The 20,294-nt window shown below is 72.5% G+C and carries 17 protein-coding genes and 1 tRNA gene; 11 read left to right on the top strand and 7 right to left on the bottom strand.

Annotated elements, in window-relative coordinates:
* Nucleotides 1-12: 12 nt before the first annotated feature.
* Complete coding sequence (locus H576_RS15490; protein ID WP_036320595.1) at nucleotides 13-1,392, bottom strand: zinc-dependent metalloprotease; 1,380 nt, start codon at nucleotides 1,390-1,392, stop codon at nucleotides 13-15.
* A 170-nt stretch (nucleotides 1,393-1,562) separates the two neighbouring features.
* Between H576_RS15490 and H576_RS0110920 the strand changes: the two genes are divergently transcribed.
* A complete protein-coding gene (locus H576_RS0110920) occupies nucleotides 1,563-2,678 on the top strand; it encodes a YlbL family protein (protein ID WP_029150965.1) in 1,116 nt (371 codons plus the stop codon).
* A 47-nt stretch (nucleotides 2,679-2,725) separates the two neighbouring features.
* Nucleotides 2,726-5,632: a UPF0182 family membrane protein gene (locus tag H576_RS0110915; RefSeq protein ID WP_029150964.1), complete on the top strand. Its 2,907-nt coding sequence runs from the start codon at nucleotides 2,726-2,728 to the stop codon at nucleotides 5,630-5,632.
* 137 nt (nucleotides 5,633-5,769) lie between these two features.
* On the opposite strand, the gene H576_RS0110910 is transcribed toward H576_RS0110915, so the two are convergent.
* Nucleotides 5,770-5,846: transfer RNA gene (locus H576_RS0110910), tRNA-Met, on the bottom strand.
* A gap of 99 nt (nucleotides 5,847-5,945) precedes the next feature.
* Between H576_RS0110910 and H576_RS0110905 the strand changes: the two genes are divergently transcribed.
* Nucleotides 5,946-6,752, top strand: coding sequence for a nitrilase-related carbon-nitrogen hydrolase (locus tag H576_RS0110905; protein WP_029150963.1), 807 nt, complete (start codon nucleotides 5,946-5,948; stop codon nucleotides 6,750-6,752).
* On the opposite strand, the gene H576_RS0110900 is transcribed toward H576_RS0110905, so the two are convergent.
* The gene (locus H576_RS0110900; protein ID WP_029150962.1) at nucleotides 6,728-7,936 is read right to left on the bottom strand and encodes an aminotransferase class I/II-fold pyridoxal phosphate-dependent enzyme; all 1,209 of its coding nucleotides are present in this window, start codon (nucleotides 7,934-7,936) and stop codon (nucleotides 6,728-6,730) included. The genes H576_RS0110905 and H576_RS0110900 overlap by 25 nt on opposite strands.
* 107 nt (nucleotides 7,937-8,043) lie before the next feature.
* On the opposite strand from H576_RS0110900, the gene H576_RS15485 reads away from it, so the two are divergent.
* Genes H576_RS15485 through H576_RS0110885 form a run of 3 tightly spaced genes read left to right on the top strand, consistent with a single transcriptional unit; the run spans nucleotide 8,044 to nucleotide 12,173 of the window.
* A complete protein-coding gene (locus H576_RS15485) occupies nucleotides 8,044-9,456 on the top strand; it encodes a S1C family serine protease (protein WP_051172658.1) in 1,413 nt (470 codons plus the stop codon).
* Between the two features lie 36 nt (nucleotides 9,457-9,492).
* Nucleotides 9,493-10,740 carry a CDP-glycerol glycerophosphotransferase family protein gene (locus H576_RS0110890; RefSeq protein ID WP_029150961.1) on the top strand — a complete coding sequence of 416 codons (1,248 nt, stop codon included), beginning with the start codon at nucleotides 9,493-9,495 and terminating at the stop codon, nucleotides 10,738-10,740.
* The gene (locus H576_RS0110885) at nucleotides 10,737-12,173 is read left to right on the top strand and encodes a CDP-glycerol glycerophosphotransferase family protein (RefSeq protein WP_051172656.1); all 1,437 of its coding nucleotides are present in this window, start codon (nucleotides 10,737-10,739) and stop codon (nucleotides 12,171-12,173) included. Before H576_RS0110890 ends, H576_RS0110885 begins: the two co-directional genes overlap by 4 nt.
* 8 nt (nucleotides 12,174-12,181) lie before the next feature.
* On the opposite strand, the gene H576_RS0110880 is transcribed toward H576_RS0110885, so the two are convergent.
* Nucleotides 12,182-13,291, bottom strand: a complete 1,110-nt coding sequence (locus H576_RS0110880; RefSeq protein ID WP_051172654.1) for a glycosyltransferase — start codon at nucleotides 13,289-13,291, stop codon at nucleotides 12,182-12,184.
* 51 nt (nucleotides 13,292-13,342) lie between these two features.
* On the opposite strand from H576_RS0110880, the gene H576_RS0110875 reads away from it, so the two are divergent.
* Entirely contained in the window at nucleotides 13,343-14,572 is a 1,230-nt protein-coding gene (locus H576_RS0110875; protein ID WP_029150958.1) for a CDP-glycerol glycerophosphotransferase family protein, read from the top strand.
* Between the two features lie 93 nt (nucleotides 14,573-14,665).
* Nucleotides 14,666-14,977 carry a helix-turn-helix domain-containing protein gene (locus H576_RS15480; protein WP_051172652.1) on the top strand — a complete coding sequence of 104 codons (312 nt, stop codon included), beginning with the start codon at nucleotides 14,666-14,668 and terminating at the stop codon, nucleotides 14,975-14,977.
* Here H576_RS15480 and H576_RS15475 read toward each other — a convergent pair whose 3' ends face one another.
* Together H576_RS15475 and H576_RS0110860 are read right to left on the bottom strand one after the other, a co-directional pair.
* Nucleotides 14,978-15,274 (bottom strand): hypothetical protein, encoded by a 297-nt coding sequence (locus tag H576_RS15475; protein ID WP_051172651.1) that lies wholly within the window; start codon nucleotides 15,272-15,274, stop codon nucleotides 14,978-14,980. It lies immediately after the preceding gene.
* A gap of 67 nt (nucleotides 15,275-15,341) precedes the next feature.
* Nucleotides 15,342-16,037 carry a phosphocholine cytidylyltransferase family protein gene (locus tag H576_RS0110860; protein WP_029150957.1) on the bottom strand — a complete coding sequence of 232 codons (696 nt, stop codon included), beginning with the start codon at nucleotides 16,035-16,037 and terminating at the stop codon, nucleotides 15,342-15,344.
* A 236-nt stretch (nucleotides 16,038-16,273) separates the two neighbouring features.
* Here H576_RS0110860 and H576_RS15470 point away from each other — a divergent pair, with 236 nt between their 5' ends.
* From H576_RS15470 to H576_RS0110845, 3 genes are read left to right on the top strand one after another with little or no spacing between them, the layout of a single operon-like run.
* Nucleotides 16,274-17,086, top strand: coding sequence for an ABC transporter ATP-binding protein (locus tag H576_RS15470; protein WP_036320592.1), 813 nt, complete (start codon nucleotides 16,274-16,276; stop codon nucleotides 17,084-17,086).
* Nucleotides 17,062-18,603 carry a hypothetical protein gene (locus H576_RS0110850; protein WP_029150956.1) on the top strand — a complete coding sequence of 514 codons (1,542 nt, stop codon included), beginning with the start codon at nucleotides 17,062-17,064 and terminating at the stop codon, nucleotides 18,601-18,603. Before H576_RS15470 ends, H576_RS0110850 begins: the two co-directional genes overlap by 25 nt.
* Nucleotides 18,604-18,645: 42 nt before the next feature.
* On the top strand, nucleotides 18,646-18,912 hold the full coding sequence (locus H576_RS0110845; protein ID WP_029150955.1) for a DUF3039 domain-containing protein: 267 nt from the start codon (nucleotides 18,646-18,648) through the stop codon (nucleotides 18,910-18,912).
* 12 nt (nucleotides 18,913-18,924) lie between these two features.
* Here the strand turns inward: H576_RS0110845 and H576_RS0110840 are convergent, their stop codons facing one another.
* Entirely contained in the window at nucleotides 18,925-20,247 is a 1,323-nt protein-coding gene (locus tag H576_RS0110840) for a nicotinate phosphoribosyltransferase (protein ID WP_029150954.1), read from the bottom strand.
* Nucleotides 20,248-20,294 lie beyond the last annotated feature (47 nt).

Here is a 20,294-nt window from a genome sequence, read left to right as displayed (position 1 = left end):
CCGGCGCGGATCTCAGACGGGCGTCGGTCCGCCCGGCTGTTGGTCGCCCTCGGAGCCCTCTCCCGCGGCGTCGGCGAGGAGCTTCGCGATCTCGTCGTCCATGGTGTCGCGCGGCGCCTCGTCGCCGCGGGCCCTGGCCTCGAGTCGGGCGATGAGGGCGCTCGGGTCGTCGATGTCCTCAGCCGTCGGGACGAGGTCGGGGTAGTCCCACAGGGCGTCGCGCGCGGAGGCGCCGACGGCGTCGCCGATCGAGCGCCACATCGCGGCCGCTTCGCGGAGGCGGCGCGGCCTCAGCTGGAGGCCGACGAGCGACTTCAGGGCGTCCTCGGCTGGGCCCCCGACCGCTCGGCGTCGGCGGATCGCCTCCGCGATGCGGGCGAGCTGGGGGACGCGCTTCGTCGCGTCGGACGAGACGACGTCGACCCAGCCCTCGATGAGGGCGAGCATCGTCTCGAGCCGCGCGAGGGCCTGCGTCTGCGCCTCGCTCTGCTGGGGGAGGAGCGCGCCCGAGCTCAGCGCCTCCTGCAGCTCCTCGGGGTGCGACGGGTCGAAGCGCGTCGCGAGATCCTCGAGCGAGTCGGTGTCGACCTCGAGCCCGCGGGCGTAGTCGGTCACCTGGCTCATGACGTGCAGCCGCAGCCAGCGCGCGTGCGCGAACAGACGCGCGTGGGCGAGCTCGCGCGCCGCGACGTAGAGGGCGAGCTGGTCGGCGGGGATCTCGAGGCCCTCGCCGAGGTCGGCGAAGTTCTGTGGCAGGATCGCGGCCGTGCCCGCGGGGAGCACGGGGATCCCGACGTCGCCGCCCGAGACGACCTCGAGCGAGAGCTTGCCGATCACCTGGCCGAGCTGCGCCGCGAACAGGGATCCGCCCACCTGGCGGAGCATGCGGCCCGCGTTCTGCACGAACTGCTGCATGTCGTCGGGCGCCTGCTCGCGCATGGCCCGCGTGAGCGCGTCGGCGATGCTCGTGGCGACGGGCTCGGCGAGCTCCTGCCACACGGGGAGCGACATCTCGACCCACTCGCCGCGCGTGATGACGCGCGCGGAGGCCGCGAGGGCGGGGATCTCGGTCGCCTCGCCGAGCCAGAGGTCGGCGAGGTGGAAGGCCTGGTCGAGGTCGGCGCGGTCGCCGGACGCGATGCCGCGGTCGTCGCGGTTCGCGAGGTGGAGGGCGCCGACGCGCGTCGAGTCCCACGAGATCTCGTCGCTCTCGTTGCGGAAAGCCGCCTGGAGGGCGCCCATCATCTGCTGCATCATCGCGGGGTCGATGCCCGCGGCGCCGAGCTGGGAGAGGTCGATCCCCTCGAGCCCCGCGGCGTCTCCGCCCGCGTCGCCGAGGAGGCGGCGCAGCATCTCCTGGAAGTCGTCTTCTGGGGTGTTGTCGTCGCTCACGTCGTCGCCTTTCCGCACGCCCTGATGCGGGCTCTCAGCCCGCCCTTGCGATCACGTCCTACGCTAATCTGGCGCGCCGATCTGCGGGCTCGGAACGCGGCCGAAGCTGTACGCCGCGCGCGAACGCACCCGACGAGACCCGCCCACCCCGGAGCGCGAGAGGGAGAACCGTGACGTCCGACGACCACGCCGCCGAGGCCACGACCCGCGCGCGCCTGCCGCGCCGCACCGTCGCCGGCGTCTCGGCGTTCGGCGTCGCCCTCGCCCTCCTCGTGGTCTCGTGCTTCCTCCCGACCGACTACGTGCTCGAGGAGCCGGGCCCCGTCTACAACACGATCGGCGAGGTCACGACGGCCGACGACGAGATCGTGCCCCTGATCAGCGTCTCCGGCGCCGACACCTACGACACCTCGGGCGCGCTCGACCTCACGACCGTCCAGGTGCGGGGTGACCGCGAGCACCGCATCTCCTGGGTGCAGCTCGCCCTCGCGTGGTTCGACCGGTCGACGGCGATCCTCCCGATCGACAGCGTGTACCCGCAGGGCGAGACGGCCGAGCAGCGCGACGCCGAGAACGCCGTCATGATGACCGACTCGCAGAGCGCCGCCTCGGCCGCGGCCCTCCTGCAGCTCGGATACGACGTGCCCGCGCAGCTGACGGTCGCGGGGCTCGTCGACGGATCGCCCGCCGAGGGGATCCTCCAGGAGGGCGACGTCATCACGGCCGCGGGCGGGGAGGCGCTCGAGAGCACCGACGACCTGCGCTCGCGCATCGCGGATCTCGACGGCGCGCCCGTCGCGCTGACGATCGATCGCGACGGCGAGGAGCAGCAGGTCGAGGTGACGCCGACGAAGCAGGAGATCGACGGATCCGAGTCCTGGGCCCTCGGGGTGAGCCTCACGGAGTCGTACGACCTGCCGATCGACGTCACGATCCAGCTCGACGACGTCGGCGGACCGAGCGCGGGCATGATGTTCGCGCTCGGCATCATCGACGAGCTCACGCCGGGCGAGATGACGGGCGGCGAGCACATCGCGGGCACGGGCACGATCACGGCGGACGGCGCCGTCGGCGCGATCGGCGGCATCCGCCAGAAGCTCTACGGGGCGAGCCGCGACGGCGCCGACTACTTCATCGCCCCCGCCTCGAACTGCGACGAGGTCGTCGGGCACATCCCCGACGGGCTGCAGGTCACGCCGGTCTCGACGCTCGACGAGGCGGAGCAGGCGGTCGAGGCGATCGCCGACGGGAACGCCGACAGCCTGCCCGCGTGCACCGCGGGCTGACGGTATACACAGGCCCTCCATCAGAACGCCGCCCGTAGGATGGGCGGGTGACCACGAACTCAACGCAGAACTCGGCCACGCCCAGCAGCACGCGACGCGTCATCGTCGTGACGGTGATCGCGATCGTCGCGCTGCTCGTGCTCTTCTTCGGCTTCTCGAACCTCTTCACCGACTACCTCTGGTACGACCAGCTCGGGTACACGGGGGTCCTGACGACGCAGTGGATCGGCCGGGCGGTGATGTTCGTCGTCGGATTCGTCGGCATGGCGGTCCCCGTGTGGGTCGCGATCAACCTCGCATACCGCATGCGCCCGGTCTACGCGCGCCTCAGCGCGCAGCTCGACCGCTACCAGGAGGTCATCGAGCCGCTGCGCCGCCTCGCGATGTGGGGCATCCCGGCGCTCTTCGGCATCTTCGCCGGGTTCGCGGCGTCGGCCCAGTGGCAGACGCCCTGGCTCTTCTTCAACGCGGTCTCGTCGGGCACGACCGACGCCGAGTTCGGCCTCGACGCCTCGTTCTACATGTTCGCGATGCCGTTCTGGCGCGGGCTCGCCGGCTTCGCCTCGGCCGTCGTCCTCATCTCGCTCATCGTGACGGCGCTCGTGAGCTACCTCTACGGATCCGTCCGGATCGGCCAGGGCGAGATGCGGATCTCGCGCGCCGCCCGCGTGCAGATCGCGGTCACGGCCGGCCTCTATCTCCTCCTGCAGGCGGGCAGCATCTGGCTCGACCGCTACAACGAGCTCGTCACGTCGGGAGGCCGCATCACGGGCCCCGACTACGTGTCGGCCAATGCGCTGATCCCGGGGCAGACGATCCTCGCGGTCGTCGCGGCGCTCGTCGCCGTCCTCTTCCTCGTCACGGCGTGGATCGGCAAGTGGCGCTACCCGCTCGTCGCGACGGGCCTGCTCATCGTGACGTCGCTCGTCATCACGGTCGCGCTTCCGTGGGGCGTCCAGACGTTCCAGGTCACGCCGAACGAGCGCGCCCTGCAGCTCGACTACTACCAGCGCAACGTCGACGCGACGCGCGACGCGTACGGCCTCGACGACATCGAGACGGTGCAGTACGACGCGCAGACGACGGCCGAGCCCGGCCAGCTGCGCGACGACGCGAACACGACGGCGTCGCTGCGTCTCATGGACCCGGCGATCATCAGCCCGACCGTGCAGCAGCTGCAGCAGTACCGCCCGTACTACAGCTTCGAGGACGACCTCGACGTCGACAGGTACCAGATCGACGGCCAGTCGCAGGACACCGTCGTCGCGCTGCGCGAGCTCGACCTCGCGGGCCTCGGCGACGCCCAGAGCTGGGTCAACACGACGATGACCTACACCCACGGCTACGGCATGGTCGCGGCGCGCGGCAACGAGCGCACCAACGAGGGCGAGCCGGTCTTCATCGAGGGCGACATCCCCGCGAGCGGCTTCCTCAGCGACCAGGAGTACGAGCCGCGCATCTACTTCGGCGAGAGCTCGCCGGCGTACTCGATCGTCGGGGCGCCCGAGGGCGCCGACCCGCTCGAGCTCGACTACGCGACGGGATCCGGCGAGGCGGCCCAGACGTACACGACCTTCTCGGGCGACGGCGGCCCGACGGTCGGCGACTACTTCCACCGCCTGCTGTACGCGCTGAAGTTCCAGTCGGAGCAGATCCTGTTCTCGGATCAGATCAACTCCGACTCGCAGATCCTCTACGACCGCGATCCCGCGACGCGCGTGCAGAAGGTCGCGCCGTACCTGACCCTCGACAGCGACCCGTACCCCAGCGTGGTCGACGGGCGCATCGTCTGGATCGTCGACGGCTACACGACGAGCTCGACCTACCCGTACTCGTCCCAGACGAGCCTCTCGCAGGCGATCAGCGACTCCACGAACCCGCAGCCGAACCTTCTGGTCGACGACGTCAACTACATCCGCAACTCGGTGAAGGCCACGGTCGACGCCTACGACGGATCCGTCACGCTCTACGCCTGGGACGAGGACGACCCCGTGCTCCAGACGTGGCAGAACGTGTACCCCACGACGCTCAAGTCGGTGTCCGACATGTCGGCCGACCTCATGAGCCACGTGCGCTACCCGACCGACCTGTTCAAGGTGCAGCGCAGCATGCTCGGCACCTACCACGTCGACACGGCGAGCGCGTTCTACCAGCGCGACAACGCGTGGGAGACCCCGAGCGACCCGACGAACAACGACACGCTGCAGCCGCCGTACTACCTGACGATGCAGATGCCGGGCCAGGACGACCCGACGTTCTCGATGTTCACGACCTTCATCCCCGAGGGCGGCGAGCGTCAGGTGCTCATGGGCTACCTCGGCGTCGACTCCGACGCGGGAGATACGGCCGGCGAGGTGCGGGACGACTACGGCAAGCTCCGCATGCTCGAGATCTCCTCGTCGAGCACCGTGCCGGCGCCGGGCCAGGTGCAGAACTCCTTCAACTCGGATCAGGCGATCGCCCAGGAGCTCAACCTCCTGAACATCGGCGACTCGACGGTCACGATGGGCAACCTGCTGACGCTGCCGGTCGGCGAGGGTCTGCTCTACGTGCAGCCCGCGTACGTGCGTTCGACGGGATCCACCTCGTACCCGCTCCTGCGCAAGGTGCTCGTGTCGTTCGGCGACGAGCTCGCCTTCGAGGACACCCTCGCCGAGGCCCTCGACACGCTCTTCGGCGGCGACTCAGGCGCCGAGACCGGCGACGAGGATGTGGTCCCCGTCGACCCGGACGAGACGGGCGGCGATCAGTCGGACCAGGGCTCGACGACGGAGCCCGATCAGGGATCCGCGACGCCGTCGGGCACGCAGGCTCAGCTGCTGGAGGACGCGCAGACGGCCCTGCAGGCCAAGCAGGACGCGCTCGACGCGGGCGACATGGTCGCGTACGCCGAGGCCGACCAGGACCTGACCGACGCCGTCGAGCAGCTCCTGGCGCTCGAGGACGGCCAGTAGGTCGCACGGCGCACGCGGGGCTCCGGATCCTCTGATCTGGGGCCCCGCCGTCGTCTCGGTGCGGCGCTCGACGGGGCCGGGATCCCCGCGAAACGACGAAGGTCCGGTTCCCGAAATGGGAACCGGACCTTCGATTTTGGTTGCGGGGGCCAGATTTGAACTGACGACCTCTGGGTTATGAGCCCAGCGAGCTACCGAACTGCTCCACCCCGCGGCACAAGAGATAACTTTACGCCCCGTTCACGCAGATGCAAATCGGGGCGCCCCTCTCGGAGTGTCTGAGTGATCGCTGAGCGCGTGCCACGATGGGGGGATGGCAGCTTCCCCCGTCGGCATCGCGGTCGCCCAGTTCGTCCCGTCGGACGATCGCGACGCCAACCTCCGCGCGATCGAGCGCGCCGCCGCCGACGCGGCGGGGCGCGGCGCGCGCGTCGTCGTCGCGCCCGAGTACGCGAGCTTCTTCGTCGCGCCCTTCGACGAGCGCATGCGGGAGAACGCCGAGGAGCTCGACGGGCCCTTCGCGCGCCGCCTGCGGGCGATCGCGGCCGAACACGGCGTCGTCGTCGTCGCGGGCCTCGTGGCGCTCGCCGAGGCTCCGCTCGTGCGCAACGTCGTCGTCGCCGTCGACGGGACGGGCGTCGTCGCGACCTCGCCGAAGCAGCACCTGTACGACGCCTTCGGCCAGCGCGAGAGCGAATGGTTCGCGCGCACGCCGCTCGGGGATCCGCAGCTCGTCGACGTCGACGGCCTGCGCCTCGGCATGATGACCTGCTACGACCTGCGGTTCCCCGAGGTGGCGCGCACGCTCGTCGACGCGGGGGCTGACGCGATCCTCGTGCCGTCGGAGTGGGTGCGCGGTCCGCAGAAGGAGCACCACTGGCAGACGCTGCTCGCAGCCAGGGCGATCGAGAACACCGTCTACGTCGCCGCGGCCGACCACGCCCCGCCGATCGGCGTCGGGCTCTCGGCCGTCATCGATCCCCGGGGCACGACGCTCGCGGGGCTCGGCGGCGAGACGGGAGTCGCCGTGGCCTGGGCCTCGCGCGAGCGGATCGACGAGGTGCGCGCCGCGAACCCCGCCCTCGCGCTGCGCCGCTACCGGGTCGAGCCGAGCGACTGAAGCCGCGCCGCGGCGTCCTCGAGCACCGAGATCCGCTTGCACGCCGCGAACCGCACGAGCGTCGCGTAGGCCCCACGGTGCGGCTCGGTCGCGAACGCCGTGAGCGGGACGCCGACGACGCCCGCGCGGTCCGGCAGCTCGCGGCAGAAGCGCACGGCGTCGTCGGCGCCGAGGGGCGCCGCGTCGGCGACCGTGAAGTATCCGCCTCCCGGACGCGACACCGCGAAGCCCGCGGCCGCGAGGGCCGCTCCCAGCACGTCCTTCCTCCGGCGCATGTCCTCGCGGATCCCCGAGAAGAAGTCGTCGCCGAGGCGCAGGCCGGCGGCGATCGCGGGCTGGAACGGCGAGCCGTTCACGAATGTCAGGAACTGCTTGACGGTGAGGATCGCCGTCACGAGGTCGGCGGGGGCCGTGATCCAGCCGATCTTCCAGCCGGTCGTGCGGAAGGTCTTGCCCGCCGACGAGATCGACACCGTGCGCTCGCGGGCGCCCGGAAGCGTCGCGATCGGGACGTGCGGGGCGTCGAAGGTGAGGTGCTCGTAGACCTCGTCGGTCACGATCACCGCGTCGTGTCGTTCGGCGAGAGCGACGATCCGCTCGCGCGTCTCGGCCGAGAACACGACGCCCGTCGGGTTGTGCGGGTCGTTGACGAGGATGATCCGCGTGCGGTCGGTCACGGCGTCGCCGAGGGCGTCGAGGTCGGGCTGGAAGTCCGGCCAGGCGAGGGGCACGGGGACGAGGGTTCCGCCCGCGAGCGCGACGGCCGCCGCGTACGCGTCGTAGAACGGCTCGAACACGACGACCTCGTCGCCGGGCCCGTCGATGAGGGCGAGAAGCGTCGCCGCGAGCGCCTCCGTCGCGCCCGCCGTCACGAGGATCTCGCTCCCGGGATCCCAGCCCAGGCCGTAGAAGCGCGACTGGTGCTCCGACACGGCCGCGAGGAGGCCCGGGATCCCGCGCCCGGGCGGGTACTGGTTCGCGCCGTCCGCGATCGCGCGCCGCGCCGCCACGAGCACCTCGGCGGGGCCGTCCTCGTCGGGGAATCCCTGCCCGAGGTTGACGGCCCCCGTGCGCGCCGCGAGCGCCGACATCTCGGCGAATATCGTGGGGGAGACCTCTCCCTCGGGGCCCAGGAGGCCCGCGCCCGCCGCCGTCCGGCGCCACGCGCCCGAGATGTTCGTCATGCCTTCGACGATAGGGGCCCGTCCTCACACCGGCGACGTACCCTCGTCATAGCGTCGACATAGATTTCGCGCGCACGATGACTCGTGACTCAGCAGAAGGAGCATTCATGAGCAACGACAGCGCCACACCGATCCCTCCGCTTCCGGAGCGTTCGGCGGCGGAGGCGGCGAGCGCGGGGGCGGACCAGCAGCAGACGGCGGCGTACCCGCCGGCCTACGGCCCGCAGCCCCAGGCTGAGCCGACCTACGCGTGGGCGCCGGCGGCCACGGTGCCGGCGAAGAAGCCGCGCACGGGATTCACCGGCGGCAAGGTCACGGCCCTCGTCCTGGCGGCCGCGCTCATCGGCGGCGGCGTCGGATTCGGCGGCGCCTGGCTCGGAGGCAGCGTCTTCGGCGGCTCCTCGTCGTCCTCGGCGACGTCGGGCTCGGGCACGCAGAGCATCACGATCAACAACCCCGACGACATCAACCAGACGGCGGCGGTCGCGGCCTCGGCGATGCCGAGCGTCGTCTCGATCGAGGTCTCCTCGGCCGACGGCCAGACGGCGGGCAGCGGATCGGGCGTCGTCCTGAGCGACGACGGCTACGTCCTCACGAACACGCACGTCGTCACCCTCGGCGGCGCGGTGTCGGATCCCGTGATCCGGGTCACGATGTCGGACGGCACGCTCTACGACGCGACCGTCGTTGGCACCGACCCGACGTACGACCTCGCCGTGATCCAGCTCGACGGCGCGAGCGGGCTCCAGCCGATCGAGTTCGCCGACTCGTCGAAGGTCAACGTCGGCGACTCGACCGTCGCGATCGGCTCGCCCATGGGCCTCAACAACACCGTGACGACGGGCGTGCTCTCGAACCTCAACCGGTCGATCGAGATCGCCTCGTCCGCCGCCCCCGACGACTCGTCGACCGACTCGGGCGACGGAAGCGACTCGAGCGACAGCGGCGACAACCTGCCGTGGTTCTTCGACATCCCCGGCCAGGACCAGTCGCAGCAGCAGACGACGAGCGAGTCGATCAAGATCGCCGTCCTCCAGACCGACGCGGCCATCAACCCCGGCAACTCGGGCGGCGCGCTGCTCGACTCCGACGGCAAGCTCATCGGGATCAACGTGGCCATCGCGACCGCGTCGTCGTCCTCGTCGAGCGAGGAGGGCGGATCCATCGGACTCGGCTTCGCGATCCCCTCCGACATCGCGAAGCGGGTCTCGGACGAGATCATCGCCGACGGATCGGCGACGCACGGCCTCCTGGGCGCCAGCGTGCAGCCCGCGAGCGGCGTCCAGGGTGCGACGACGACGGGCGCGTACCTCGCCGAGGTGCCGTCCGACGGGGCCGCGGCGAAGGCCGGCCTCGAGCAGGGCGACGTCATCACGCAGTTCAACGGCGTCCGCGTCAACGACGCGATCGACCTCACGGCGCAGGTGCGCGCCGCGGCGGGCGGATCCGAGGCGACCGTGACCTACCTGCGCAACGGCAAGGAGCAGGAGACGACGGTCACCCTCGGCACCCTGTCCTGAGACGAACCCGACGACGCCACCCCGTAGGATCACGGGGTGGCGTCGTTCTCATTCGGATCAGGCAACGCCGCCAAGCTCGCGCGGATCCCGCTTTACGCGCTCGGCCGCGTCGCGACGGCCGTCGTCCCGAGGGGCCGGCTGTGGGTCTTCGGGTGCGGCGCGGGCGTCGCAGACGGCGCCCTCGAGGTGTGGAACGCGGCGCGCGAGCGCGGCATCGACGCGGTCTGGCTCGCGACGACCGAGCGCGAGGCGCGCGACGCCGCGGCGCTCGGCATCCCGACCCTCCCCAAGATGTCCTGGCGCGGGTTCTGGGCGACGGCCCGCGCCCGCGTCGTGGTCGTGACGCACGGGTTCGGCGACGTGAACCCCTACGCCGTGTCGGGGGCCTTCGTGGCGCAGCTCTGGCACGGCATCCCGCTCAAGCGCATCGGCCTCGACGCGCCCGCCCTCGTCCGCAGCGCCTTCCTGCCCGGGTCGCGCGCCGTGCGCGGGCTCCTCGCCTGGGCGTATCGACGATCCGCGCGCCGCATCGGGCTCATCCCGGCGGCGTCGCACCTCGTGCGCGGCCGCCTGGAGTCGGCGTTCGGGATCCCCGACGCATCGGTCGTCGTGACGGGGGAGCCGCGCGTCGACGTCCTCGCCCGCGGATCTGCCGACGACCGCGGCGCGAGCGCCCGCGCGCTCGTCGCGGAGGCGCAGCCGGGAATCCGTCCGGACGCCCGCCTCGTGCTCTACGCCCCCACGTGGCGCGACGGCGAAGCGGATCCCGCGGTCCCGACTCCCGACGAGTGGCGCGCGATCGACGCCCTCCTCGCGCGCCACGGCGCGCAGCTCGTCGTCCGCTCCCACCGACTCGGCGAGGGGGCCTACGCGCCGCCCGAGGAGACGCCGCGCGTCGTCCTGCTCGGCGCCGACCTCGTCCCCGACGTGACGCCGGCGCTCCCCGCCTTCGACGCCCTCATCACCGACTACTCGTCGCTCGTGTACGACGGATCCCTCGTGCCGCTCCCCACCCTCTTCCTCGCCCCCGACGTCCGGTCCTACGCCGAGAGCCGCGGCTTCTACGGCACCTACGACGAGGTCACGGGCGGCGAGCAGTCGGCGACATGGGGCGAGCTGCTGCCGCGTCTCGAGCGGCTCCTCGGGCAGGATGAGGAGCGCGAGAGGCTCGCGGAGCACTCCCGGGCGATCAGCGCGCGGGTCCACGCGTTCCGCGACGGCGGGAGCACGCGCCGCGTCCTCGACGAGATCCTCGCCCGCACCCGAAAGGCCCCCACCGCATGAGCGCAGTCACGGTGCACGGCGTCGACGACGCCCGCCGCGAGATCGTCGTCGCGGGGGAGGGGGCGGCCCCATCAGAGGCGTGGCTCGTCGGATCCCGCGCCCGCGTCGCGGCCCGGATCACGGGGCGCGGCAGGACCTGGAAGGCCCGCCTCCCGCTGCATGTGTCGCGCTGGGGCGGCGCCGACCTGCCGCTGCCGAGTGGGGCGTATCGGATCGAGATCCCGGGCGCCGAGGTCGCGGGATCCGCGCCGCTCACCCTGCTCGACGATCTGCGGGTCGCCGTGGACGGGTCGGACGTGACGATCGGCCCGCCCGTCGACCCGGCCGTCGAGCAGCCGGACGGCCGCGCGGCGCTCGAGCGAAGGTACGCCGATCGGACCGACGCCCTCGAGAACGCCGTGTTCTTCGAGAGCTTCTACGGCCGGGTCGCGGGCGACAACCCGCTCGCGATCGACCGCGAGATCGCGCGCATCGCGCCCGCCGTCACGCGCTACTGGAGCGTCGTCGACCTCTCGGTCGAGGTGCCGCACGGGGCGATCCCGGTCGTCGAGGGCACCGAGGAGTGGTGGCACGCACGCGGTGCCGCCCGCCTGCTCGTCGTCAACGACTGGCTGCGCCGCCGGTTCGTGCGCCGCAGCGGCCAGCGCGTGCTGCAGACGTGGCACGGCACGCCGCTCAAGCGCCTCGCGCTGCATCGCCGCGGCTTCGACCCGCGCCGCTGGGGCGCCATCGTCAAGGAGTCGCGCCGCTGGGACGTGCTCCTCGCCCAGAACCCCTACGCCGCGCGCACCCTGTCGCGGGCGTACGCGTTCCTCGGCCGCCCCGTGTGGATCGAGGGCTACCCGCGCAACGACGTCCTCGCGTCGGGCCGCGACGACGGCACCCGCGCGCGCCTCGGGATCGACACCGGCGAGCGGGTCCTCCTCTACGCCCCCACGTGGCGCGACGACCGGTCCGAGATCGTCGACTTCGTGGATCCGGCCCGCCTCGCGGCCGAGACCGGATCCGTCGTGCTCGTGCGCGGGCACAGCCGCACGCTGCAGCCCGGGCGCGACGCCGACGGGCCGCGCGTCATCGACGTGACGGGGTTCGCCGACACCTCGCGGCTGCTCGCGGCGGCCGACGCCCTCATCACCGACTACTCGTCGGTCATGTTCGACTTCAGCGTCACGGGCAAGCCGATGTACTTCCTCGTGCCCGACCTCGAGCACTATCGCGGGGCGCTCCGCGGCTTCTACTTCGACCTCGCTGAGCGCGCGCCGGGGCCCCTCGTGCGCACGCACGAGGACCTCGTGGCGGCGCTCGCCGCGGATCCGTCGGCCTACGCCGACCGGTACGCGTCGTGGCGGGCGCGGTTCAACCGCCGCGAGGACGGGCGCGCCGCCGAGCGGGTCGTCGCGCGCCTCCTCGACCAGGGGTTCGTCGCCCGCTGACCGCCGGCTCAGGGGAGCGGGGTGTTGCGCCCCGAGAGCCGCGAGGTGTCGACGGCGTCGCGCGCACCGAGGGCGACGCCCGCGAGGAATCCCGCGCCCCACGCGAGGTGCATCGTCGGGAGGACCGCGAGGGTCCAGAGCCGATCGGCGAGCGACGCGCCCCGCCGGGTCGCCGCCGCGGCGGCGATGACGCCCGCGTAGGCGACGAGCGGCAGGAAGACGACGCCGGCGACGAGGGCCGCGACGCCGTGCAGGACGCGGAGCGCCTGGAGGGCGCCGACGAGCACGGCCGCGGCGACGACGACGACGAGGGCGGGAGGGGCGAAGAAGCGCAGCGAGTTGCGCGCCCCGTAGCGGCGCACGAGCTCGCCGCGCCAGCGGCCCGTCGCGAGGAACTGCTGCGCGAGGCGCGACCAGCTCTCGCGCGGGCGGTAGGTCACCGAGAGCTCGGGGTCGAACATGACCCGGTACCCCGCTTGCCGGATCCGGAGGTTGAGCTCCCAGTCCTCGCCGCGGCGGATCGACTCGTCGAAGAGGCCGACCTCGTCGAGCACGGCGCGGCGCATGACCCCGAGGTACGCCGACTCGGCCTCGGACTCCTCGGACGCGCCGTGATAGGCGCCGCCCCCGAGGCCGATGCGGGAGTTGTAGGCGGCTGCGGCGGCGCGCTGGAACGGGGCCGTGCCCTCGGCGTTCATGACGCCGCCGACGTTGCCCGCCCGCGTGCGGTCGAGGGTCGCGAGGGCGCGGGACGTGTAGCCCGGCGTGAGCTCGGAGTGCGCGTCGACGCGCACGATCGTCGGGTGAGCAGACGCCCGGATCGCGGCGTTGAGCCCGACGGGGATATCGGCCGCGGGGTTGTCGACGAGCACGATCCGGTCGTCGGCGGCCGCGAGCTCTCGGGCCAGCTCCGTTGTGCCGTCCGTCGACGGGCCGAGGGCGAGGACGAGCTCGACGGGCCCGTCGACCTCCTGCACGAGAGCCGACCGGACGGCGCGCTCGAGGTATCCGCGCTCGTTCAGGACCGGCATGACGAACGACACGCCCGATCCCGGGGGGACGGACGGGGCGTCCCGGCGGGCCGCGGCGGCGCGGATGGATCCGGGATCGTTGCGCATTCGTCGATCATCCCACGGGGTCGCGTCAGGATGCCTGGTTAGCCTGGGCGGGTGGGACTCCTGGGGGACGCGAAGAAGGCCGTAGCACTCGTACGCAAGGCGGCGCACTCGCGCACCGCGCATCTCGCCGTCAGGCACCTGGCGCATGCGCAGGGGCCGCTGCCGCGGCAGCACTTCCGCATCGCGGTGTACTTCGCCGACGGCGACGTGAACATGTACCAGATGCGCCAGTGGTACGCGCCGCTGCGCGAGCTGGCCGAGCGCTGGCCCGTCGTCGTCATGGCGCGCAACGCGACGGGCGCGCAGGCGCTGCTCGAGGACGGTCAGCTGCCCGTGGCGTTCGTGCCGCAGGTCGGGAAGATCGAGCAGTTCCTCGACACGCAGCCGATCCGGATCGTGCTCTACGTGAACCAGAACACCCGCAACTTTCAGATGTTCCGCTACGGCGAGCGCTGGCACGTGTTCATCAACCACGGCGAGTCCGACAAGATGTACATGACGACGAACCAGATCAAGGCGTACGACTTCGCGCTGATCGCGGGGCAGGCGGCGCGCGACCGCCTGGAGCGCACCCTCTGGGACGTCGACCTCGACGAGAAGGCGATCGAGATCGGCCGTCCTCAGGCCGATCACTACTCGGGTGAGACGCCCTTCGCCCACGACGACCGCACGGTCGTCCTCTACGCCCCGACGTGGGAGGGCGACAGGCCCGCCGCGCACTACGGGTCGGTCGCGACGCACGGGGAGGCGCTCGTCGCGCGGCTGCTCGCCGACCCGCGCTACCGCGTGATCTATCGCCCCCACCCGCGAAGCGGCGTCGTCGACGCCGAGTTCGGCCACGCGAACCGGCGCATCGTCCACGCGATCGCGGCGGCGAACCGCGCGGATCCCGAGGCCCGGCATGTGTACGACGACGGCCCCGAGCTCGGCTGGCAGCTCGCGGCCGCCGACGCCGCGATCGTCGACATCTCGGCCATGGTGTACGACCGCCTCGCCGTCGGCAAGCCGCTGCTCGTCACACGGCCGGCCGACCCCGCGGCGCAGGTCGACGACGGCGGCTACCTCGGCGCGTGCGAGTGGCTCACGGCCGACGCGGCCGCCGACGTGATCCCCGAGATCGAGCGCGTCCTCGGCGACCCCGAGACGACGGGCCGGCTCGCGCACTGGTCGCAGCGGTACTTCGGCGACACGGCGCCCGGCGCGCCGACCGCCCGCTTCCGCGCGGCGATCGAGCACCTCATGGACCGCTGGGACGCCTGGAGCGCGCGCTCGTCCGAGTGACGGCCGGCGCGCCCGCCCGCTTCCCGAGGGTGGCATAAAAGCATGCGCATAGGTGCTTAGGCGAAAGGGACACGGCTCGCTGACCATCGAACGATGGCCCAGAAGCACTCCGACGCCGGCGTGAAGGTGGGGCGCCTGATCGCCCATTTCCGCGGCAGGACAGGCATGAGCGCGCGGGCGATCGCGGAGTGCGCCGACATGGACCTCACGAACTACCAGCGCATCGAGCGCGGCGAGGGCAACCCGACGATCTCGACGCTGCTGCAGATCGCCGTGGCGCTCGAGATCGAGGTCTCGGACCTCGTCGAGGGTCTCCAGGTCGCCGACCTGCAGAACGGTCGCGACCCGTACGGGTACACGCACCGGGCGGACCGCCGTCGCCAGCGCGGCGGCGAGTGGGCCTGATCAGAGGACGAACCGCCAGAGGTACTCCTCGTCGCCCGCCGTGCGGAACCAGCTGAGCACGACGGCGGCGCTCGCCTCCTCGAAGTCGCAGAGGCAGATCTCGACCTCCTCTCCCGGGAGCACGAGGCCCCAGGGCTCGTGCGCGACGCGCGGCGTCGCGTCGGTGAGGAGCGCGCGCACGTGCTCGAGCGGCTCCGCCGAGGCGTTCGTCACGAGCGGGTGCGGGCCGTCGCGGGTCACGTGCCATGGCACGGCGTAGGCGAGGGGAGGGGCGGGCGTCGCGGGAGCGGGGGACATGCCCGAACGATACGAAGGACCCCCGACATCGGAACGATGCCGGGGGTCCGCCGCGGGGGATCAGGCGCTACGCGATGACCTCGTTGGCGCGCTCGAGATCCTCGGCGAAGTCGACCTCGACCGCGTACAGGTCGCTGATGTCCATCGCGGCGACGCGGACGCCGTTCTCGGCGATCGCGAGCTCGAGGCCGCGCTCGAAGTAGTCCTGGTCGTCGACGCGCTGCAGCTGCTGGATGAGGGCCCGCTTGTCGTGGCGCGAGACGTAGTTGATGCCGACGGCCTCGCCGATCCCGCCGACGACGGTCTTCGACAGCTCGTCGACGAACCCGTTCGCGTCGAGCGTGTACTTGACCTCCTCGTCGCTCACCTTCGAGGTGTTCACGGTCACGAACGACTGCTCGGCCTCGATGAGCGAGATGGCTCGGCCCAGGACGCGGGGGTCGAAGACGACGTCGCCGTTCATCCACAGGACGCCGTCGCGGCCCGTCGCGACGAGGGCGCGCAGCAGGCTCTTCGAGGTGTTGGTCTCGTCGTACTGCTCGTTGTGCACGTAGTCGGCGCCCGGGAAGGCGTCGATGATCGTCTCGGCGCGGTAGCCGACCACGGTCGTGATGCGCGCGTCCGTCCCGAAGGCGGCACGGATGTTGTCGTGCTGCTGGCGCATGATGCTGCGGCCGTCGGCGAGAGTCGTCAGCGACTTCGGCAGGGCGCGCCCGAGGCGCGTGCCCATGCCGGCGGCCAGGATCACGGTCTGAAGAGTCATCGGATAGCTCCTTCGTGTGAGCGGGGCGGGTGCCCCGACACGCCCCGGAGGCGATGCGCGATACCTGTGTGTATCCATGAATTCACGCAGTGTTCAACCGGAGTCCGTTGAGATGCTACCTGCGCGCGCTCCGCGATGCTGGCATCTCCCGGGGAGTCGTGAGGATCGGATCCGATGCGCGCGACACCCGGACGGGCCGCAGGGCGGCGGTTCGCGGCCCGGGTAGGTTGGTCGTCGTGACGCTCGAGCCCGGTGATGAGAACCAGCAGCAGGCGCCATCGGGCGACGGCGCCACGGCGCTTCAGCTCACCGGCGTCGTCAAGACCTACGGTGGCGAGCCGGCGGTCGCCGGCATCGACCTCTCGGTGCCCGTCGGCGCGTTCTACGGCCTCGTGGGGCCCAACGGCGCGGGCAAGACGACGACCCTGTCGATGATCTCGGGCCTCCTGCGCCCCGACCGCGGCGACATCCGCGTGTTCGACGTCGACGCGGCGCGCGACCCGCGGGCGGCGAAGCGGCTCATGGGCGTCCTTCCCGACCGCATGCGGACCTTCGACCGGCTGAGCGGGCGCCAGCTGCTCACCTACTTCGGCGCGCTGCGCGGCCTCAAGCCCGCCGTCGCGGCGGAGCGGATCGACGAGCTCGCCGCGGCCTTCGACATCGAGGGCGCCCTGGGCCGCGCCGTCGCCGACTACTCCACGGGCATGACGAAGAAGCTCATGCTCGCGGCCGCGATGATCCACGCGCCGCGTCTCCTCGTGCTCGACGAGCCGTTCGAGTCGGTCGACCCCGTCTCCTCCGAGCGGCTTCTCGCCGTGCTCCGCACCTACGTCGCGGGCGGCGGCACCGTGATCCTCTCGGGTCACAGCATGTCGCTCATCGAGACGATGTGCTCGCGGATCGCGGTGCTCGTGACGGGGCAGGTCCTCGCCGAGGGCACGCTCGACGAGGTCCGGGGCGAGATGACGCTCGAGCAGCGCTTCATCGACCTCAGCGGCGCGAGCGACGAGGGGGGAGCCCTCGAGTGGCTGCACACCTCGTCGGTCTGAGGTTCGCCGCGGCGGGCGCCCGGATCCACCGCGCGTCGCCCGCGCGCATCGCCCGCGCGGCCCTCGCCGCGGTCGTCGTCCTCGCCGCCGCGATCGGGGTCGGATCCCTCGCCCTGGCGCCGGCCAGCACCGCGGCGGTGGCGATCGTCGGCATCGGATCCGCGCTCGTCGCCGTCTTCTTCGCGGTGCCGTTCGCGGTGACGCCGCGCGATCCGGTCGATCCCCACGTGCTCGCGACGCTCCCCGTCTCGGCGCCGTCGGCCGCCGCGCGGCTCGGTCTCGCGAGCCTCGTGAGCGCGCCCGTCGCGGCGGCCGTCGCCCTCGAGGCCGGGATCGTCGTCGCCTCGGCCGCGCACGGCGCGCCCATCGCGATCGTCGTCGTCGCCGCCCTCGTGCATCTCGTCACGTGCGCGCTCGCGGCCCGCGCGGGCTTCGCCGCCGCCGGGCGGCTGCTGCGCGGGCGGCGCTCGGCGGAGTCAGCCGCGATCGTCGCCGCGATCGGCGCCTTCCTCCTCGCGTGCGTCGCCGTCGCGGCCCTCGCGCTGCCCTGGGGCGGGGGAGCTCCCGCCGAGGCCGAGGCGGTCGCCCGCGCGCTCGCCGTCACGCCCTTCGGCGCGGCTGCGGCGCTCGCCGTCGTCCCCGCGCCGGGCCCTGCCGTGGCGGCCGTCGTCACCGTCGCGGCGCTCGCGGGCGTGTGGTTCCTCATCGTCCGCGCGGGGATCCGCTCGCTGCCGCGCGAGGCCGAGCGCCGCGAGACCCAGCTCGGCTGGTTCGCCGTACTGCCGCGCGACGCGACGGGCGTGATCGGCGCTCGGTCCCTCTTCTACTGGGCGACCGACGTGCGCTATCTCGCGAACGTCGTCATCGTCCCGCTCGCGGGGCTCCTGCCGGTCGTGCCGCTGCTCGTCGCGGGGGTCCCCGCGTCGATCGTCGCCTTCGTCCCGCTCCCGATCGTCGCGACCTTCCTCGGATGGATCGCCCACAACGACCTCGCCTACGACTCCGAGGCGGTGTGGATCCACCTCGTCACGGGGGTGCGCGGCGCCGCCGACCGCGCCGGCCGCCTCGTCCCCGTCCTCGTCATCGGCATCCCGCTCCTCGCCGTCGCCGTCATCGCGACCTGCGCGGTGTCGGGGCGCTGGGACGCGGCTCCCGCCCTCATCGGCGTCGCCGTGGCGCTCTTCCTCTCGGGCCTCGGGCTCTCGAGCGTCGCGTCGGTCGTCGCCCCGTACGCCGTCGCGCGACCGGGCGACAGCCCGTTCCGTCAGCCGCAGCGCTCGGGATCCCGCGCCTCTGTCGCGCCGACGATCGTCCTCGCGCTCACGATCGCGGCGGGGCTGCCCGCTCTGATCCCGGCGGGGCGCTTCGTCTTCGCGGGCGAGGGCTCGCCGCTCGTCGCCCTCGTCGCGGGGGGCGCGGTCGGCGTCGTCGTGCTCGCCGCCGGCCTCGCGATCGGGGCGGCGGTGTTCGACCGCCGCGGGCACCGGATCCTCGAGTCGGCGACGCGCGCGGCCTGATCCCGCCGCGCCGGGCCGCCCCCGCCGCCCTACACTCGAAGCATGAGCACGCCACTTGACGCACCCGGAGACGGGGACATCGCAGTCCTCGACCGCGAGCTCGAAGAGCTCCTCCGGGAGGAGACCCAGGAGCCGGGCGACCACGAGCGCTTCTCGCACTACGTGAAGAAGGAGAAGATCCTCGAGTCGGCCATGACGGGCAAGCCCGTCCGCGCGCTGTGCGGCAAGAAGTGGACCCCGGGGCGCGACCCCGAGAAGTTCCCGGTCTGCCCCACGTGCAAGGAGATATACGAGTCGCTCAACAAGTAGCGACCCGGCGCCTCACGGCTCGATGTAGAGCGTGGGGATCGCCGGATCCGAGCGGCTGAGCGCGAGGGCGCGCACGGGCAGCTCGTCGCGCACGCGCCGGTGGTGCTCGCGCGCCGCCGCGACGCCCGCGGCGCCCTCGTACGCGGAGTCGATCTCGCCCTCGACGACGTAGGGCACCTCGAGCGCGCGGTCGTCGTGGTCGGGGCCTGCGCCGGCCGCGACGTCGAAGGAGTCCGAGACGCGGACGACCTCGGCCGTCGCGCGCCCGTGCTCGATGCGTCGGAACGCCGACTTGCGCCCGCCCTGCGAGCCCTTGCCCGGCGCCGTCTTCGCGACAGGGATCCACCCGCCGGCGGCGTCCTGACGGGCGACGAGCTTGTAGACGAGCCCCGCCGTCGGATAGCCGGATCCCGTCACGAGCGAGGTGCCGACGCCGTACGAGTCGACGGGCGACGCGGCGAGCGCCGCGATCGCGTACTCGTCGAGGTCGCTCGTCACCGTGATCGTCGTGTCGCGGTTGCCGAGGCCGTCGAGCTGAGCGCGCACCTCGGCCGCGACGAGGGGCAGGTCGCCTGAGTCGATGCGCACGCCGCCGAGGCGGGGGCCCGCGACCTCGACGGCCGTGCGGACGCCCTGCGGGACGTCGTAGGTGTCGACGAGGAGGGTCGTGTCGGGCCCGAGGGCGTCGACCTGTGCGCGGAACGCGTCGGCCTCGGTGTCGTGCAGCAGCGTCCAGGCGTGCGCCGCCGTGCCCATGGTCGGGACGCCCCACTCGCGGCCCGCCTCGAGGTTCGACGTCGCCGAGAATCCCGCGATGTACGCGGCGCGGGCGGCGGCGACGGCGCTGCGCTCCTGGGCTCGGCGCGATCCCATCTCGGCGAGGGGACGGTCGCCCGCGGCGATGCTCATGCGGGCCGCGGCGGTCGCGACGGCCGAGTCGTAGTTGAGGACGCTGAGCGCGATCGTCTCGAGGACGACGGCCTCGGCGAAGGTCCCTTCGACCGTGAGGAGGGGGGATCCGGGGAAGTACAGCTCGCCCTCGCGGTAGCCCGTGATCGAGCCCGAGAACTCGTAGTTCGCGAGGTAGGAGACGGCGGCGGGGCTCACGACCTCCTCGTCGCGCAGGAAGCGCAGGACGTCCTCGTCGAAGCGGAAGTCGCGGAGCATCGAGAGGAGGCGCCCCTGGCCCGCGACGACGCCGAAGCGGCGCCCGCCCGAGAGGCGGCGCCCGAAGAGCTCGAAGACGCCGCGCCGCGACGCCGTGCCGTCGCGCAGCGCGGCATCGAGCATCGTCAGCTCGTAACGGTCCGTGAGGAGGGCGGTCGAGGCGGTCATGTCGTCAGCCTAGCCGTGCCCCGACGGCCCCCAGCGTAGGGTTGGGG

Origin of the sequence: Microbacterium indicum DSM 19969, from assembly GCF_000422385.1 — a bacterium.
In the GTDB taxonomy this organism is placed as follows: Bacteria; Actinomycetota; Actinomycetes; order Actinomycetales; family Microbacteriaceae; genus Microbacterium; species Microbacterium indicum.
The sequence above is the reverse complement of the archived record's forward strand: the minus strand, read 5'-3'. Positions and strand labels throughout refer to the sequence as shown.